The organism is Methylobacterium sp. 1973, from assembly GCF_040545035.1.
Classification (GTDB): domain Bacteria; phylum Pseudomonadota; class Alphaproteobacteria; order Rhizobiales; family Beijerinckiaceae; genus Methylobacterium; species Methylobacterium fujisawaense.
Window position 1 is genome coordinate 544,635 of sequence record NZ_JBEPLA010000002.1, and the last position, 15,144, is coordinate 559,778.

At 71.5% G+C, this 15,144-nt stretch carries 18 protein-coding genes; 6 read left to right on the forward strand and 12 right to left on the reverse strand.

Going from position 1 to position 15,144, the window contains the following annotated elements:
• Positions 1-20: 20 nt before the first annotated feature.
• From ABIC70_RS06590 to ABIC70_RS06605, 4 genes are all read left to right on the forward strand, one after another.
• Positions 21-1,175 carry an ABC transporter permease gene (locus ABIC70_RS06590; protein WP_043355836.1) on the forward strand — a complete coding sequence of 385 codons (1,155 nt, stop codon included), beginning with the start codon at positions 21-23 and terminating at the stop codon, positions 1,173-1,175.
• A 10-nt stretch (positions 1,176-1,185) separates the two neighbouring features.
• Positions 1,186-1,971 (forward strand): ABC transporter ATP-binding protein, encoded by a 786-nt coding sequence (locus tag ABIC70_RS06595; protein WP_170861809.1) that lies wholly within the window; start codon positions 1,186-1,188, stop codon positions 1,969-1,971.
• Positions 1,972-2,078: 107 nt separating this feature from the next.
• The gene (locus ABIC70_RS06600; protein WP_354439231.1) at positions 2,079-3,161 is read left to right on the forward strand and encodes an MlaD family protein; all 1,083 of its coding nucleotides are present in this window, start codon (positions 2,079-2,081) and stop codon (positions 3,159-3,161) included.
• A gap of 121 nt (positions 3,162-3,282) precedes the next feature.
• Entirely contained in the window at positions 3,283-3,864 is a 582-nt protein-coding gene (locus ABIC70_RS06605) for an ABC-type transport auxiliary lipoprotein family protein (protein WP_043382003.1), read from the forward strand.
• 7 nt (positions 3,865-3,871) lie between these two features.
• Here ABIC70_RS06605 and ABIC70_RS06610 read toward each other — a convergent pair whose 3' ends face one another.
• The 3 genes from ABIC70_RS06610 to thiE form a co-directional block, all read right to left on the reverse strand.
• Positions 3,872-4,498, reverse strand: coding sequence for a helix-turn-helix domain-containing protein (locus tag ABIC70_RS06610; RefSeq protein ID WP_043355842.1), 627 nt, complete (start codon positions 4,496-4,498; stop codon positions 3,872-3,874).
• Positions 4,499-4,622: 124 nt separating this feature from the next.
• Positions 4,623-5,438: a bifunctional hydroxymethylpyrimidine kinase/phosphomethylpyrimidine kinase gene (gene thiD, locus ABIC70_RS06615; RefSeq protein WP_043757169.1), complete on the reverse strand. Its 816-nt coding sequence runs from the start codon at positions 5,436-5,438 to the stop codon at positions 4,623-4,625.
• Positions 5,435-6,145, reverse strand: a complete 711-nt coding sequence (gene thiE / locus ABIC70_RS06620; RefSeq protein ID WP_111473985.1) for a thiamine phosphate synthase — start codon at positions 6,143-6,145, stop codon at positions 5,435-5,437. Before thiE ends, thiD begins: the two co-directional genes overlap by 4 nt.
• Before the next feature lie 199 nt (positions 6,146-6,344).
• Between thiE and ABIC70_RS06625 the strand changes: the two genes are divergently transcribed.
• Positions 6,345-7,340 carry an NUDIX hydrolase gene (locus ABIC70_RS06625; protein ID WP_043355850.1) on the forward strand — a complete coding sequence of 332 codons (996 nt, stop codon included), beginning with the start codon at positions 6,345-6,347 and terminating at the stop codon, positions 7,338-7,340.
• A 424-nt stretch (positions 7,341-7,764) separates the two neighbouring features.
• Here the strand turns inward: ABIC70_RS06625 and ABIC70_RS06630 are convergent, their stop codons facing one another.
• The 5 genes from ABIC70_RS06630 to ABIC70_RS06650 form a co-directional block, all read right to left on the reverse strand.
• Positions 7,765-8,046, reverse strand: coding sequence for a DUF333 domain-containing protein (locus ABIC70_RS06630; protein ID WP_051976039.1), 282 nt, complete (start codon positions 8,044-8,046; stop codon positions 7,765-7,767).
• A 14-nt stretch (positions 8,047-8,060) separates the two neighbouring features.
• The gene (gene panB, locus ABIC70_RS06635; RefSeq protein WP_043355852.1) at positions 8,061-8,879 is read right to left on the reverse strand and encodes a 3-methyl-2-oxobutanoate hydroxymethyltransferase; all 819 of its coding nucleotides are present in this window, start codon (positions 8,877-8,879) and stop codon (positions 8,061-8,063) included.
• 179 nt (positions 8,880-9,058) lie between these two features.
• Positions 9,059-9,655 (reverse strand): rhodanese-like domain-containing protein, encoded by a 597-nt coding sequence (locus ABIC70_RS06640; RefSeq protein ID WP_043757176.1) that lies wholly within the window; start codon positions 9,653-9,655, stop codon positions 9,059-9,061.
• Positions 9,656-9,657: 2 nt separating this feature from the next.
• Positions 9,658-10,497, reverse strand: coding sequence for a quinoprotein dehydrogenase-associated SoxYZ-like carrier (locus ABIC70_RS06645; protein ID WP_051045068.1), 840 nt, complete (start codon positions 10,495-10,497; stop codon positions 9,658-9,660).
• Between the two features lie 42 nt (positions 10,498-10,539).
• Positions 10,540-11,508, reverse strand: coding sequence for a quinoprotein relay system zinc metallohydrolase 2 (locus ABIC70_RS06650; protein WP_052083604.1), 969 nt, complete (start codon positions 11,506-11,508; stop codon positions 10,540-10,542).
• Positions 11,509-11,634: 126 nt separating this feature from the next.
• On the opposite strand from ABIC70_RS06650, the gene ABIC70_RS06655 reads away from it, so the two are divergent.
• Complete coding sequence (locus tag ABIC70_RS06655; RefSeq protein WP_043381993.1) at positions 11,635-12,201, forward strand: TetR/AcrR family transcriptional regulator; 567 nt, start codon at positions 11,635-11,637, stop codon at positions 12,199-12,201.
• On the opposite strand, the gene queC is transcribed toward ABIC70_RS06655, so the two are convergent.
• From queC to ABIC70_RS06675, 4 genes are all read right to left on the reverse strand, one after another.
• Positions 12,188-12,907 (reverse strand): 7-cyano-7-deazaguanine synthase QueC, encoded by a 720-nt coding sequence (queC, locus tag ABIC70_RS06660; protein ID WP_053608480.1) that lies wholly within the window; start codon positions 12,905-12,907, stop codon positions 12,188-12,190. The two genes, ABIC70_RS06655 and queC, sit on opposite strands and share 14 nt — an antisense overlap.
• A complete protein-coding gene (gene queD, locus ABIC70_RS06665) occupies positions 12,897-13,253 on the reverse strand; it encodes a 6-carboxytetrahydropterin synthase QueD (RefSeq protein ID WP_053608481.1) in 357 nt (118 codons plus the stop codon). The genes queC and queD overlap by 11 nt, the downstream gene beginning before the upstream one ends.
• A gap of 135 nt (positions 13,254-13,388) precedes the next feature.
• On the reverse strand, positions 13,389-14,354 hold the full coding sequence (locus tag ABIC70_RS06670; protein WP_053608482.1) for a dihydrodipicolinate synthase family protein: 966 nt from the start codon (positions 14,352-14,354) through the stop codon (positions 13,389-13,391).
• A gap of 103 nt (positions 14,355-14,457) precedes the next feature.
• Positions 14,458-15,135: a GntR family transcriptional regulator gene (locus ABIC70_RS06675; protein WP_053608483.1), complete on the reverse strand. Its 678-nt coding sequence runs from the start codon at positions 15,133-15,135 to the stop codon at positions 14,458-14,460.
• Positions 15,136-15,144: the final 9 nt, after the last annotated feature.

The following is a 15,144-nucleotide window of genomic DNA, read 5'->3' on the forward strand; positions in this document are numbered from 1 at the left end:
GCCTCGATCGAGGAGTATGGGTGTTGCTGAGCGAGGGCACTGTTCCCGGCGCCTTGGCCGGCGCCGCGCTGCGGGACCGGACGGCCGACGGCCGTCTGACGCTCGACGGCCGCTGGACCGCCGACCAGGGCCCGGCCGTCGAGGCCGCGGCCGCGGGCATCGCGGCGGCCGGCCGCGCCGGGCCGGTGGCGGTCGACCTGTCGGCCATCGAGCGCCTCGACACCCTCGGCGCCTGGGTTCTGGAGCGGACCCGCGCCGAGATCGAGCAGGCGGGGGGCGCCCTCACCTATCTCAACGCACGGCCGGAGCACCGCACCCTTCTGGGGGAGGTTCGCCTGCGCGAGCCGGACGCGCCGCCGCCCCGGCGGCACGGCCCGGTCGTCGGCCTGCTCGATGCCACCGGGCGCCAGACGGTGCAGGGCGGCCATGAATTCGTGACCGCCCTCGCCTTCCTCGGCGAGCTGATCGCCGCCTGCGGACGCGTCGCCCTGCGGCCCGGGACGTTCCGCGGCAACGCCCTGATCAACCAGATCCAGCAGGTGGCGCTCAACGGCACGCCGATCATCGTGCTGATCTCGTTCCTCGTGGGTGGCATCGTCGCCCAGCAGGGGATCTTCCAGCTCCAGCGCTTCGGCGCCCAGACCTTCGTGGTCAACCTGATCGGCCTGCTGATCCTGCGCGAGATGGGCGTGCTGCTCACCTCGATCATGGTCGCCGGCCGCTCCGGCTCGGCGATCACCGCCGAGATCGGCTCCATGCGCATGCGCGAGGAGGTGGACGCGCTCCGGGTCATGGGCCTCGACCCGGTCGAGATCCTGATCGTGCCCCGGGTGCTCGCCCTGATGATCGGCCTGCCGATGCTGACGCTGATCGGCGACCTCGCGGCGCTCGCCGGCGGCGGCCTCACCGCGATGCTCTACGGCGGCCTGACCCTCGACCAGTTCCTGGTCCGGCTCCAGGCGGCGGTGGGCGTCCACCACGTCATGGTCGGCCTGATCAAGGCGCCGTTCATGGCGCTGACCATCGGGGTGATCGCCACGATCGAGGGTTTCGCGGTCGAAGGCTCGGCGGAATCGCTCGGCCGCCACGTCACCGCGTCGGTGGTGAAGTCCATCTTCATGGTCATCGTCCTCGATGGCCTGTTCGCGGTGTTCTTCGCCGCGATCGACTTCTGAGGCCGACCCGATGACCGCCCCCGCCCCGATCATCCGCGTGCGCGACCTCGTGGTCGGATTCCGCGACCGCAACATCCTGAAGGGTCTGAGCCTCGACATCCGCGCCGGTGAGATCCTCGGCTTCGTCGGGCCCTCGGGCCAGGGCAAGTCGGTGCTCACCCGGACGATCCTGGGCCTCAACCCCAAGCGCGCCGGCACGATCGAGGTGTTCGGCCGGGACGTCGACGAGCTCACCTACGCGGAGCGGCGCCGGATGGAGCAGCGCTGGGGCGTGCTGTTCCAGCAGGGCGCCCTGTTCTCGGCGCTCACCGTCAAGCAGAACATCCAGGTGCCGATGCGCGAGCACCTGAACCTGTCCGAACGCCTCCTCGACGAGTTCGCCCGGCTCAAGATCGAGATGGTCGGCCTCAAGCCCGACGCCGCTGACAAGCTGCCCTCGGAGCTGTCGGGCGGCATGATCAAGCGCGCGGCGCTCGCCCGTTCCCTGGCCCTCGACCCCGAGATCCTGTTCCTCGACGAGCCGACCTCGGGCCTCGACCCGATCGGCGCCGGCGAGTTCGACGACCTCGTCTCGACCCTCAAGGAAACGCTGGGCCTGACCGTTTTCATGGTCACCCACGACCTCGACAGCCTCTACACCGCCTGCGACCGCATCGCGGCGCTCGGCGACGGCCAGATCATCGCCGCCGGCACGATCGACGAGATGCTGGCGAGCGACCATCCCTGGCTGCGCTCCTACTTCCACGGCAAGCGTGCCCGGACCATCGCCACGGGCGGCGCCTCGGCTCATGCCTGACCCGATGCCTGATCACCGTCCCACCCAGATCCCGCCCTGCTCCCCTCCGGGTGCCGGGGCCACAGGCCCGGCCGCATCCCCGCCGGCCAGAACCGCAGGTTGAGCGCATGGAAACCCGCGCGAACTACGCCCTCATCGGGGCCTTCACCATCGCCGTCATCCTGGCGGGCTTCGGCACCGTGCTGTGGCTCTCCGGCGGCTCGTCGCGGCAGGTCAGCCAGATCGTCCGCATCGTCTTCTCCGGCTCGGTCGGGGGGCTCTCGCGCGGATCGAGCGTGAACTTCAACGGCATCAAGGTCGGCGAGGTCACCGATATCCGCCTCGCTCCGCAGGATCCCCGCCGGGTGCTCGCCACGATCAAGGTCGATCCCGCGACCCCGCTCCGGGCCGACACCCGCGCCCGCCTCGACTCGGCGATGCTCACCGGCGTCTCGGTGATCTCCCTGTCGGGCGGCAACGCCGACGCGCCGGTGCTGACCCCGATGGCCAACGGCGAGCCGCCGACCATCTTCGCCGATTCCTCCGACATGCAGGACATGATGGCGCTGGCCCGTCAGGTGGCGCAGCGGGCCGACGACATGCTCGCCCGCCTGGACAGGCTCGTCTCCGCCAACGAGGGGGCGATCAACCGGTCGCTGTCCAATGTCGAGACCTTCTCCAAGACGCTCGCCGATGCCGGCCCCAACATCTCCGCCCTGGTCAAGGCGGTGGACGGTGCGAAGCTCGGCCGCGTGATCGACAATGCCGACCGCTTCTCGGCGGCCCTGTCCAAGGCCAGCCCCGACATCGAGGCGGGCCTGCACGACGCCCGGCTGCTCGCCGGCAAGCTCAGCGCCTCGGCCGACAAGATCGACTCGGTGCTCAACGGCGCCGAGAGCTTCCTGGGCTCGGCCTCCGGCCAGGAGGGCTCCAGCACCTTCGCGGAGATCCGCGCGGCGGCGATCTCGGTGCGCGACGCCGGCAAGGCGTTCCGGACCATGTCGGAAAACCTCGACAAGCGCACCGCCAGCATCGCGACCAGTTTCGGACGGCTCAGCGGCACCGGCCGCCGGGAGGTGGAGGCCCTGTCGGGGGACGGGCAGCGGACCCTGAGCACCCTCAACCGCACGGTGCGCAGCCTGGAGCGCGACCCGAGCCAGGTGATCTTCGGCGGCAAGCCATCGTTGCCCGAATACAACGGTGGGCGCTGAAAGCGCGCGGGGCCCGGCGGATGTGTCCCGGCGCACGGCACGGATGCCGCAGCGGATTAGTTTTAACCGCATAGCTTTTACAGCTCCGCTGCTCGCCGGCGGAGTTTCTCAGGTCATGTGTATGGTCCGCTCGTCCCACATCCTCGCCGCCGCGCTGTTCGCCGCCCTCCTGGGCGGCTGCGGCGGCGGTGTGGCGCCCCTCACCTTCGACCTCGCGGCGCTGCCCCCCGCGGGCCGGCCGATCGCGGCCGGCCGTTCGATCGTGGTGTCGGAGCCGGTTGGGATCCAGCCCTTCGAGGCCGACCGGATCATCGTGCGCGAGAACGGCGGGGCGCTGTCCTTCCTGGGCGGCGGCCAATGGGCCGACCGGCTGCCGCGCCTGATCCAGACGCGGCTCATCCAGAGCCTGGAGAATTCCGGCCGGCTCCGCTCGGTGAGTCGCCCCGGCGACAAGGTCGTGGCCGACTACCAGCTGATCAGCGAGATCCGCGCCTTCGATGTCCAGGCCGCGACCGGCGAGGCGGTGGTCGACCTGTCGCTGAAGCTCGTGGCCGACGGCACCGGCAAGGTCGCCGCCGCGCGGATCTTCACGGCCCGGGTCCCGGTGTCCAAGATCGATGCCGGAAACGGCGCCCGCGCCCTCGATCAGGCGCTGGTGACCGTGCTCGCCGACGTGGTGCGGTGGGTGAACAGCGGGCGGTGAAACCGCCTCACTCCATCACGGCGGCCTTCATGATCACCACCATGGTGGCCCGGGCCGGGCCGTCCGTGCAGCGGATGAGGTGGGGCCGGTCGCAGCGGTAGCGCAGGGTCTCGCCGGCCCGCGCGCGCTGCACGCTGCCGCCGATCTCGACCTCGAACGCGCCCTCGGCGACCGACAGCGATTCCACCGAGCCGCGCTGGTGCGGATCCGAGTCGAGGACGCCGCCGAGATCCGCCGTGACCTCGTACCATTGCAGCCACTCGATCGTCTTGAGCCAGCCGATGATCGCGAGCCGCACCTTCCCGTCCTCGGAGACGAGGATCGGCGTGTCGGCCCGGGAGGTCTTCTCGATGAAGGGCTCCTCGTCGCCCGCCGCCAGCACCCGCTCGATGGACACGTCCAGCGCCTGTGACAGGCGCCAGATGGTCGCGAGGGTCGGATTGGTCTCGTTGCGCTCGATCTGGCTGATGATCGATTTGGCCACGCCGGACTGCTCGGCGAGTTCCGAGAGCGACAGGTTGTAGGCCTTGCGCAGCCGCTGGATGGTCTTGCCGAGCTGCCCGGAGAGCGCCTGCGCGCCGGTCAGCAGGTCGCGCCCGCGCCCCCGGTCGGGCCGTTCCGCCTGATCCTGCATCGTCACCGGTCCGCCTGTACCGTTCCGTTATCCGAACGATCGTGCGCTTCTTCAAACGCAATCGCCGCCCGGTTGCAAGGCGGCGGGCGGCGGGGGCGCTGGAAAGTGCCGGCTCGGGCGCGGCCTACGACCAGAGAGCGTGGAAGTGATGAACCGGCCCGTGGCCCGTCCCGACCGCGAGCTGGTCGGCGGCGGCGAGGGCGGCCGTGAGGTAAGCCTTGGCGGCCGCCACCGCCTCAGGCAGATCCAGGCCCTGGGCGAGTCCCGCCGCCACCGCGGCCGAGAGCGTGCAGCCGGTGCCGTGGGTGTTGGCCGTCGCGATTCGCGGCGCCGAGAGGGTCCGCAGGGTGCCGTCCGCCGTGACGAGGTGGTCGATGCTCTCGCGCCCCACGCCGTGGCCGCCCTTGATCAGCACCGCCCGGGCGCCCAGCCCCACGAGCCGCCGGGCCTGGGCCACGATCGTCGCCGCGTCCGTGGCGACGGCCTCGCCGAGGAGCACCGCCGCCTCCGGCAGGTTGGGGGTGATCAGATCGGCCCGCGGCAGCAGCCGCTCGCGGAGCGTCGCCACGGCCGCGTCCGCGATCAGCCGGTCGCCGCTCGTGGCGACCATCACGGGGTCGAGGACGACCGGGATAGCCCCGGCGTGGCGCGCCAGCCCCTCGGCCACGGCGGCGATCACCGCCACCTGCGACAGCATGCCGATCTTCACGGCCTTCACGGCGAGGTCGGAGAACACGCTGTCGATCTGCCGGGTGACGAAGTCCGGCGGCACGTCGTGGATGCCCTGGACCCCCGTCGTGTTCTGCGCGGTCAGCGCCGTGATCACGCTGGCCCCGTAGACGCCGAGCGCCGAGAAGGTCTTGAGGTCCGCCTGGATGCCGGCGCCCCCGCCGGAATCCGAGCCCGCGATCGTCACCGCGATGGGCGCGGGGTCGCTCATCGCGAGGCCGCCCGCTCCGCCAGGGCGGCGTCGATCCGCGCGCGCAGGTCGCGGGCGCGCTGGCGCACCGAGTCCGCGCCGAACAGGGCGGTGATCACCGCGACGCCGTCCGCCCCCGCGGCGATCACCGCGGCGGCGTTGTCCAGGCCGATCCCCGCGATGGCGCCGAGCGGCAGGTCCGCCCCGCGGGCGAGGCGGGCGCGGAAGGCGATGCTGGCAAAGCCGTCGAGGCCCACGGGCGGGTCGGGATTGTCCTTGCTGGTGGTGGCGAACACGCCGCCGATGCAGGCGTAGTCGACGGGAAGCCGGTACAGCTCGTCCGCCTGGGCGGCCTTCTTGAGGGTGAGACCGATGATCGCGCCCTCCCCCAGGAGGCGGCGGGCATCCGCCGGATGGAGGTCGCTCTGGCCGAGATGCACCCCGTCCGCGCCTGCGGCGAGGGCGAGGTCGACGCGGTCGTTGACGAGGACCGGGACCCGGCCGCCCACGGCTTCCAAGATCGCCCGGATCCGCCCCAGGGCGGCGCGGGCATCGGCGATGTCCTTCTCGCGGTACTGGAGCAGGGTGCAGCCCCCGGCCACCGCTTCGGCGCCGAGTTCAGCCAGCCGCGCCCCGTCGGCGCCGCAGACGCCGACGTCGAGGAGGCCGTAGAGTCGCAGGTCGACCGCCTGTCTCCCGGTCGATGCGGCGCTGGCGCTGGCTGGCATCGCTGTCGCTGTATCCTCGTTCCGGCAGAACCGCCCCGGCGGCGTCCGCGCCGGTCCCTCCCTGTTTGGGCAGGCATCGGCGCGTTGGCAAGCGCACGGGGCCGCTCCGTCCGACAGCGGCGTTGACGCGCGGCGATCCTGTCCCCCTATAGGTGGGATCCGCTCCGGCGCGTCCCGGGGGAGAGGCGGTCGAGGAACGATGAAGGGTGCCGCGGCGCAGACGGATGCGCGGGGGGCGCAGGCCTCGCCGGAGCGCTCCTCCGTAGGCCTCGTCGCGGTGATCGTCGCCGCGACCAAGGGGGAGCCGCGCGCCCTGACGATCCGCGTGCCCGACCAGGCACCGGGCCGGGGCGACGGCCTGCCGGCCGGCCCGCTGGTCCCCGAACACGCGACCCTGGAACGGGGCCTGCGCGCCTGGGTGGAGCGGCAGACGCACCAGCGTCTGGGCTACGTGGAGCAGCTCTATACCTTCGGCGATCGGGACCGCTCCGGCACGGCGAACCTGTCCGGCGTGCATTCGCTCTCGGTGGCCTATCTGGCGCTCGTTCGCGAGGAGCGGCCGGCCGGCTTGGCCGAGGCCGCGTGGCAGAACTGGTACCGCTACCTGCCCTACGAGGATTTCCGCCAGGGGCGCCCCCGCCAGCTCGACGCCATCGAGGCGCGGCTCGCCGCCTGGGCGTCCGAGCCCGAGGAATGTGCTACCCGGACCCGCCGCCTGGACCGCCTCGGCCTGACCTTCGGCATGAACGGCGGCACGTGGAACGAAGAGCGTGTCCTGGAGCGCTACGAGTTGCTGTTCGAGGCCGGTCTGATCCCGGAGGCGAAGGGCAATCCCGGTCCGGCCCTCCCGAACGACCCGACCGGCGTGCCCATGGCCTTCGACCACCGGCGGGTGCTCGCCACCGCGATCGGCCGGCTCCGGGGCAAGATCAAGTATCGCCCGGTGGTGTTCGAGTTGATGCCGCCGGAATTCACCCTGCTCCAGCTCCAGCGCACCGTGGAGGCCCTGTCGGGAACGCAGCTGCACAAGCAGAATTTCCGCCGTCTCGTGGCGCAGCAGGGACTGGTGGAGGAGACCGAGAGCGTCACCAGCGGCGCCGCCGGCCGGCCGGCGCGGCTCGTGCGCTTCCGCCGGGAGGTGCTGCTGGAGCGGCCCGCCCCGGGGTTGCGGCTGCCGTCGCGGCGGGTGGGCTGACGAACGGGATCGATCTTTCCGTCGCGCCAGGATGCCGAGGCCCAGGCCGGCGGTGCGCCGTAGGCCGCCCCCCAGGCCTTCAGCCTGTCCTGGCCGGCCCGGCCGTCGAAGACGCGGTCGGCGAAGCTGTCGGCGCGCCCCTCCGGCAGGCCGGACGGGACGGCGTTCGTCAGGACGAGGGTGTGGAAACCGGCCTCCGGATGGAGCGACACGAGGATCTGCGCGCCGGTGCTGAAGGCGCCGGCATGGCTCCAGGCGAGGCCGTGGCGACCGTACGCGCTGGTCCAGCGTTGGTCGCCCCGTGTCGGATTCTCACTGCAGGTGTGGTCGTCCGCCGGTACAGAGCGCGCCCGCGCCGGCCGTCACGGCATCCTCGAACGGGCGCGGCGCGTTCGGGATTCGCATGCGCCCGCGCGTGGCCGGGCTATCGGAACGGGTTGTCGTCGGCCGGGGGCTTCACGCCATGGAGCATCCGGTAGAGCGTCCATTCCTCGACGATCTTGTTGCCCGGCAGGGAGCAGAGCCCGATCGCGCCCCCATCCGGCAGCTTCGCGATGATCGACCGTCCCCCCATCGTTGCGCAGAAGGCGGAGGCCGGGTTTTCCAGCGCCTGCGCCGGTCCCGGTCGGGCGATGGCGGCGCACAGCGCGAAGGCGATGACGAGCCTCTCGGCGCGACCGCCCGACGGCAGGATCGGAGGGGACATCGGCCGCCCCTGCCCTACCCGTAGGTGTGGTCGTCGGCCGGGAACCGCCCGGCCCGGACCTCCTCCGCGTAGGCTTTCACGGCCTCCTCGATATGGTTGCGCAGGCTGCCGAACTGGCGCACGAATTTCGGCGTCCGCTCGGACAGGCCGAGCATGTCCTCCAGCACGAGGATCTGGCCGTCGCAGACTGCGGAGGCGCCGATGCCGATCGTGGCGGCCGTCACCCGGGGCGAGGTCGCGATGGCGCGAGCCACCGGCTCGACGATGCCCTCCAGCACGATCGCGAAGGCGCCGGCCTCGGAGATGGCGCGGGCATCCTCCAGAAGGCGGCGCTCGTCGTCGGGCCCCCGGCCCTGGACCTTGAAGCCGCCCATCGTGTTCACAGCCTGCGGGGTGAGGCCGATATGCCCCATCACCGGTACGCCGCGCTGGACCAGGAACGCCACCGTCTCGGCGAAATGGGCTCCGCCCTCCATCTTGATCGCGCCCGCGCCCGTCTCTTTCAGCACCCGGGACGCGTTGAGGAACGCCTGTTCCCGGCTGGCCTCGTAGGAGCCGAACGGCATGTCGACCACGACGAGCGCCTTCTCGGTGCCGCGGATCACCGCCTGGGCCTGGAGGATCATCATCTCCAGGGTCACGGGGATCGTCGATTCCATCCCGTGCATGACCATGCCGAGGGAATCGCCCACGAGGATGAAGTCGCAATAGGGATCGACGATGCCGGCCGTGTGGGCGTGGTAGGCGGTCAGCGCGGTGATCTTGCGCCCCTCGGCCTTGCGCTTGCCGATATCGATCGCCCGAAGCCGTCGGGACTGCACGACCTGCGACATGATTCAGATCCCTTCCGGCACCGAGGGCAAGCGCCTGTCCCCCTCCCGTGCGGGAGTGGGACAGGATGAGGGGGTGACTCGTCCGGAAAGACCTGTTCCCTCACCCCAACCCTCTCCCGCTCGGGAGAGGGGGCGCGTCCCGTTTCATGCGTCCCTCTTACACCGCCCGGCGCCGCCGGTCAGCGCCCCGCCTGTGGCTCGGCGCCCGCCTTCCAGGCCGGATCGACCTGCAGGTTCGCGGTCTCGTGCGTCTCCTGCCAGCCCTCGACGCCCTGGGGGAACCAGCGCACGCCGGTATAGCCCTTCAGGATGAGGCGCTTGGCGGCGTTCCAGCTGCCCCAGCACTCCACGTGGCAGAACACCACCACCGGTCGGGCCTTGTTGCCGCCCGTCAGCGCGGCGACCCGGTCGTAGAACAGCGCCTCGCGCGCGGGCGCCAGGGGCTCGGCGCCGGCCTCCGGCATCCAGACGGCCCCCGGAATCGAGGGATGCACCGGAAGCCACAACCGTCCCTCCGGGAAGTTCGACGGTTTGCGGTCCGGGGCAGCCACGTCGATCAGCACCGGCTTGTCGGGGCCCGCCATCAGGGCCGCGACGGCGTCGGCATCGACCACCGTCGCCCCTTTCAGGGTCTGTGGCGTGTAGCCCTTCGGCGGGCCGGCATAGAGCCCCTCCGGCTCGGGGACGTTGACCGGCGAATCGGCCGGCGCGGCGGCGAGGCAGAGGAGTGCGGCACAGGCCGCCGCGGCCCGGCCGGTCAGGAGGAGGCGCCGCATGGTCAGTTCGTCGGGCCCGGCGGGGTGAAGCTGTGCTGCCAGCGCCCGCCCTGGTTGTCGGAAGCCGCCACCTGGATCGGCTTGCCGTCCGGCTTGAAGGCGAAGTTGATCACCGGGTTCGAGGCGATGGAGATGTCGCCCGTCATGGTGAAGACCGTCCGGTCGCCCGCCGAGACGGTGAGCTTGTCGATGTAGCGCGCCGGCGTGTAGTCGCGGGTCACCTGGTTCATCTGCATGCCCGAGAAATTCGGGTGGCGGATCATCAGCGTCGCCTCCACGGGCTTGCCGGGCTGGGTCTCGGCGAACTTCATGCGCATGTCGCCCATGCCCTTCATGGCCTCCTCGTCGCTCATGCCCATCGGGGCCGAACAGCCGCCGGACGCCTTCACGAACTGCTTGGCCTCGTAGAGCTTGCCGTCCTGCGTCTCCACCACGGCGTGCATGTCGGTGTAGTTGTTGACCCGAACGCGCAGCTTCAACTCGGCCGGGTCGGCGGCCGGTCCGAACTCGAACTTGGCCGCGTAGGGCGCCGGGTTGTCGTCGATGATCAGCGAGACCGCCTTGATCTGCCCGTCGTTGGGCATGGTCAGGGTGATCGGCACCAGGGCGGCGTCGAGCGCCCGGGCGGGGGCGTCGATCTTCACGAGGCTGTCGGTCTGGGCGATCTGGCGGTCGCCGAAGATCGACTTGGCGATCTCCTGCCAGCGGGCCGCCCGCTCCTGATCGGTATCGGAGGCGCCCGCCGCCTGCGCAGCGTGGACGAGGGGGCCGGACAGGGCGGTCGCCGCCAAGGCGGCGCCGAGGGCGAGGGTGGAGAGGGTCTTTCCGATCCGGTGGGTCATGGCGTGCCTCCCGTTGTCATCCGATATGGGGATCCGAAAATCCTATTCCCACTCGAGTTCCTGATAGGCCACGGTGACGTTGCGGCCGTTGTAGGTCTCGAACAGCGCCCACTTGTCCCGCTGGTCCGCGGCGACGCGCGTCACCGCCTTCTCGATGGGGACGTCCTTGGCGATCGCAGCCCGGGTCCCGTCGCGGAGGGCGGTCAGGTAGCCGGTAAGGTCGGACAGCGCCGGGGCGAGATCCACCGCGACGGGGCCGTGGCCCGGCACCGCCCGTGAGGCGCCCATGGCCTTCAGGCGCTCGATCTCGCTCAGCCAGCCCTTGAGGCTGCCGTCGAGGGACGGGATCCGGTTCACGAACAGCAGGTCGGCGGGGAACAGCAGGCCGCTGCCGGAATCGATCATCGACAGGTCCGAGGTGGTGTGCGCCGGCCCGTGCGCCGTGAAGGTCAGGCGCCGGTCGCCGAGGTCGATCTCGGCCGTCTCGGCCACGCTCATCGTCGGGTAGACCACCGGCCCGGTCCGGTCCTCGCCCAGGAGATCGATCAGGCGCTTGCGGTAGAACTCGCCCCGGGCCGAGAGCGCCTCGGTGAGCTTGGCGTGGCCGATGAAGACCGGCTTGTCCTGGACGAACGCCCCCGCGCCGAAGACGTGGTCGGGATGGACATGGGTCAGCACGACGTGGGTGATCGGCTTCTGCGTGCGCTTGACGATCTCGGCGCGCAGCCACTGGCCGTCCGCGAGGCTGCCGCCGGATTCCGTCACCAGCACGCCGCTCTTGCCGACGAGGAAGCCGATATTGGCGATGGCGTCCGCATTGTCGGAGGTTGCGTCGGCGATCAGGCCCTTGCGCACGAACACGCCCGGGCCGACCTCCTCCATCGTGAAGCTCTCGGCGGCGCGGCCCAGCGTCGGCAGGCAGCACAGGCAGAGCCCCGCGAAGAGCGCGTGCCGCCGCGTCAGCCCGGCGCCGGCGGCAAACGTCCTCGGATGGACGGCGGATGCCGTCATGCCGAAACCTCCCGATCTTGATTGTCTACCATTAAGTAGGTAGATTGCTCCTCCGTCAAGGGGTGGGCCGGGATCGGGATCGCGGCCGGCCCCACATTCGCGTGAGCCGGAGCGACGATCGCCGCGATGAGGGATACCCGCGCCGAGCTGCTGATGCAGGCCGAGACCCTGGTGCGGGGACGCGGCTATGCCGGCTTCAGCTACGCCGACCTCGCGGCGGCGGTGGGCATCCGCAAGGCGAGCATCCACCACCACTTCCCCACCAAGATCGATCTCGGCGCCGCCCTGGTGGCGGCCTATGCGGCGCGCTACGCCGCCGCCCTGGAGGCGATCCGCCGGGACGTCCCGGACGGGCCGGGCCGGGTCGAGGCCTATGGCCGGCTCTATCTCGGCGGTGTCGAGCAGGGGCTCGGCTGCCTGTGCGCGGCGCTCGCCATCGAGGGCGAGGCCCTGCCCGAGCGCCTGCGCCGGGACATTGCGGCCTTCTTTGCGGATCACCTCGCGTGGCTGGAAGCGATCCTGCGGGAGGGGCAGGCGGACGGGAGCGTCCGCGGCGGCGCGGATCCGGCGGCGCTCGCCCGCTACGTCGTCGCCACCCTGGAGGGGGCGCTGCTGATGGAGCGCCTGTTCGCGAGCCCGGCGGCCTTCCGGGGGACGCTGGCGGTCCTGGTGGACGGGCTCAGGCCGCAGTGAACCGCGCGTAGCCGTCCGCCCGGAGGCGGCAGGCCGGGCAGGTCCCGCAGCCGTAGCCCCAGGGATGCCGCTGCCCGCGCTCGCCGAGGTAGCAGGTGTGGCTCTCCTCGACGATCAGGTCGACCAACGCTCGGCCCCCCAACGTCTCGGCCAGTTCCCAGGTCTGCGCCTTGTCGAGCCACATCAGCGGCGTGTGCAGGACGAAGCGTCGCTCCATGCCGAGATTGAGCGCCACCTGCAGGGCCTTGATCGTGTCGTCGCGGCAGTCCGGGTAGCCGGAATAGTCGGTCTCGCACATCCCGCCGACCACGTGCCGGAGGCCCCGCCGGTAGGCGAGCGCCGCCGCGAAGGTCAGGAAGACGAGGTTGCGGCCGGGCACGAAGGTGTTGGGCAGGCCCGACGCCTCGTAGCCGATCGCGGCCTCCCGGGTGAGTGCCGTCTCGGACACCTGCCCGAGGGCGTCGAGGGCGAGCGTGTGGTCCGCCCCGAGGCGGGGCGCCCAGTCGGGATTGATGTCCGTCGTGCCCGCCCGCAGGGCGGCGCGGCGGTCGAGCTCGACCCGGTGGCGCTGTCCGTAATCGAAGCCGAGGGTCTCGACATGGTCGAACCGGTCCAGCGCCCAGGCGAGGCAGGTGGCCGAATCCTGGCCGCCGGAGAACAGCACCAGCGCGGCGCGGTCCCCCGAAGGCGCGGCCTCACTCGCCATCGTACTCGGCCCAGGACATCGGGGTCTCGGCGACCCGCACCAGCGTGAGGCCCGGCAGGTCCGGCTGGAGGCGCTGCCAGATCCAGGCCGCGATGTTCTCGGCGGTCGGGTTCTCCAGCCCCTCGATCTCGTTGAGGCAATGGTGGTCGAGCCGGGCGAGCAGCGGCCCGAAGATCGACTCGATGTCGTAGAAGTCGATCACCCAGCCGGTGTGGGCATCGACCGGACCGGCCACCGTCAGCTCGACCCGGTAGGAATGCCCGTGCATCCGGTGGCAGCGGTGGGTCTCGGGCACGTTCGGCAGCCGGTGGGCCGCCTCGAAGGTGAAGGCTTGGGTGATCTTCATGGGCGGGGTTCGCGGGCTGGGACCGATCTCGCACCCGCAATAGCGCCGACGGACCGTTTCGCGCAAAGGCTGGCTGTTCCGGGGCGTGCCGCCCGCCCCCCCCCGATGGCCGAGGAGGGCCGCCCCGGTGCAGGGTCAGGCCCGGGGGCGGTCCTCCGCGGCCTCTTCCGACCACCGGGCGTACCAGGCCTTGAACAGGCGCAGCTGCGTCTCCGCGTAGTGGCGCTGGCCGGCGCTCAGCGCGTCGGTGGCGTTGAAGTGGAGGGCGTATTCCGGGTTTCCTTCCAGCACCATGAGGTGCTTGTAGTACAGGACGAGGTCCGGCCCCTCGTCGAAGCTCGACAGGATCGCCAGTGCGGCGTCGAGCTCCTCCGCCCGGCGGCGGGCCTGGACGTCGCCCGCGGCGGCCTTCTCGCACAGGGCGACGAGGTGGAGGACCTCCCGCGGCAGGACGTTGCCGATGCCCGTGATGGCGCCCCGGGCGCCGCAATTGACGTAGCCGTGCACCACCTGCGTATCCACCCCGACCATCAGGGTGATGTCGGGCGACTGGCCGGTGATGTGCTCGGCCGCGTAGGTGAGCGAGGCCGCGCCGCCGAACTCCTTGAAGCCGACGAGGTGCGGATACCGGGTGCGCAGGCGGAAGAACAGGTCCGCCCGGGTCTCGAACCCGTAATAGGGGCTGTTGTAGATCACCGACGGCAGGTCGACCGCCGCCTCGAGGATGCCGGAGAAATGGGCTTCCTGCGCCGCGGCCGCGCTCCCCCGCGACAGGACCCGCGGGATGATCATCAGGCCCTGGGCGCCGACCGCCTTGGCGTGGGCGGCGAGCGCCGCCGCCCGCATCGGGTTCTGGGCCCCGGTCCCGACGATGACCGGGACGCCGGCCGCCAGCAGCCGCTCGACGCCCGCCATCCGCTCCTCGTCGGTGAGCAGCGGCCAGTCACCCATCGAGCCGCAATAGACCACCGCCGACATCCCCGCGGCGACGAGATCCTTCCCCTTCCGCGCCAGGGCGTCGAGATCGGGCGTCCGGTCCGGCCGGCAGGGGGTCATCAGGGCCGGGATCGTGCCGGAGAAGATGTGTCGGTCGAAGGCCATCGCCGGCTCGTCTGTTGGGAGGAGAATCGCCCCGGCCGGCCTGTCGGGCCTCGCGGGGTGGCGCCCCTCTCCATGGCAGCGACGCGCGATTCTGGCAAGGATTTTATACAATCTCGTGCTTGGCGGCGGTCGCCGAGGCGTCGCCCAGGAAGGCCATCAGCGCGGCCGCGACGTGGTCGATATGGTCGGTCAGGAGGGCGCAGGCCGCCGAGACGTGACCGTTGCGGCAGAGCCGGACGATCTCGCGGTGCTCGCGGTCGGCCCGTTCCAGCTCGGCATTGTCCGTCGAGAGCTGCAGGCGCGTGTAGCGGTCGCACTCGGCCAGGAGGGAGCCGACGAGAGCGAGGGCGCGGGGTCGCTCGGCCCGGCTGTAGAGGAGGAGGTGCAACTCCGTGTTGAGGGCGCCCCAGCGCGCCGTCGCGCCGTCGCGCAACGCCGCGGCGTAATCCTCCAGCAGGGCGTCGGCCCGGGCGTAATCGTCGGCGGTCAGGTTGGGCGCCGACAGGGACAGGAGGCGGGGCTCGAGGGCGCCCCGGAGTTCCAGGGCCTCGGCCGCGTCCGCCGGCGAGAGCGGCGCCACCATGGCGCCGCGATGGGGCAGGATCCGCACGAGGCCCTCGGCCTCGAGCTGGAACAGGGCTTCCCGCACCGGGATCCGGCTGGCCCCGAACTCCGCCGCGAGCCCGTCCTGGCGGAGCTGCGAGCCGGCCGGATAGCGCCCGTCGAGGATGCGTCGCCGGATCTCGGTCCCGATCGAACCCGCGATGGTCCGGTTCTTCATCGTCTCGCT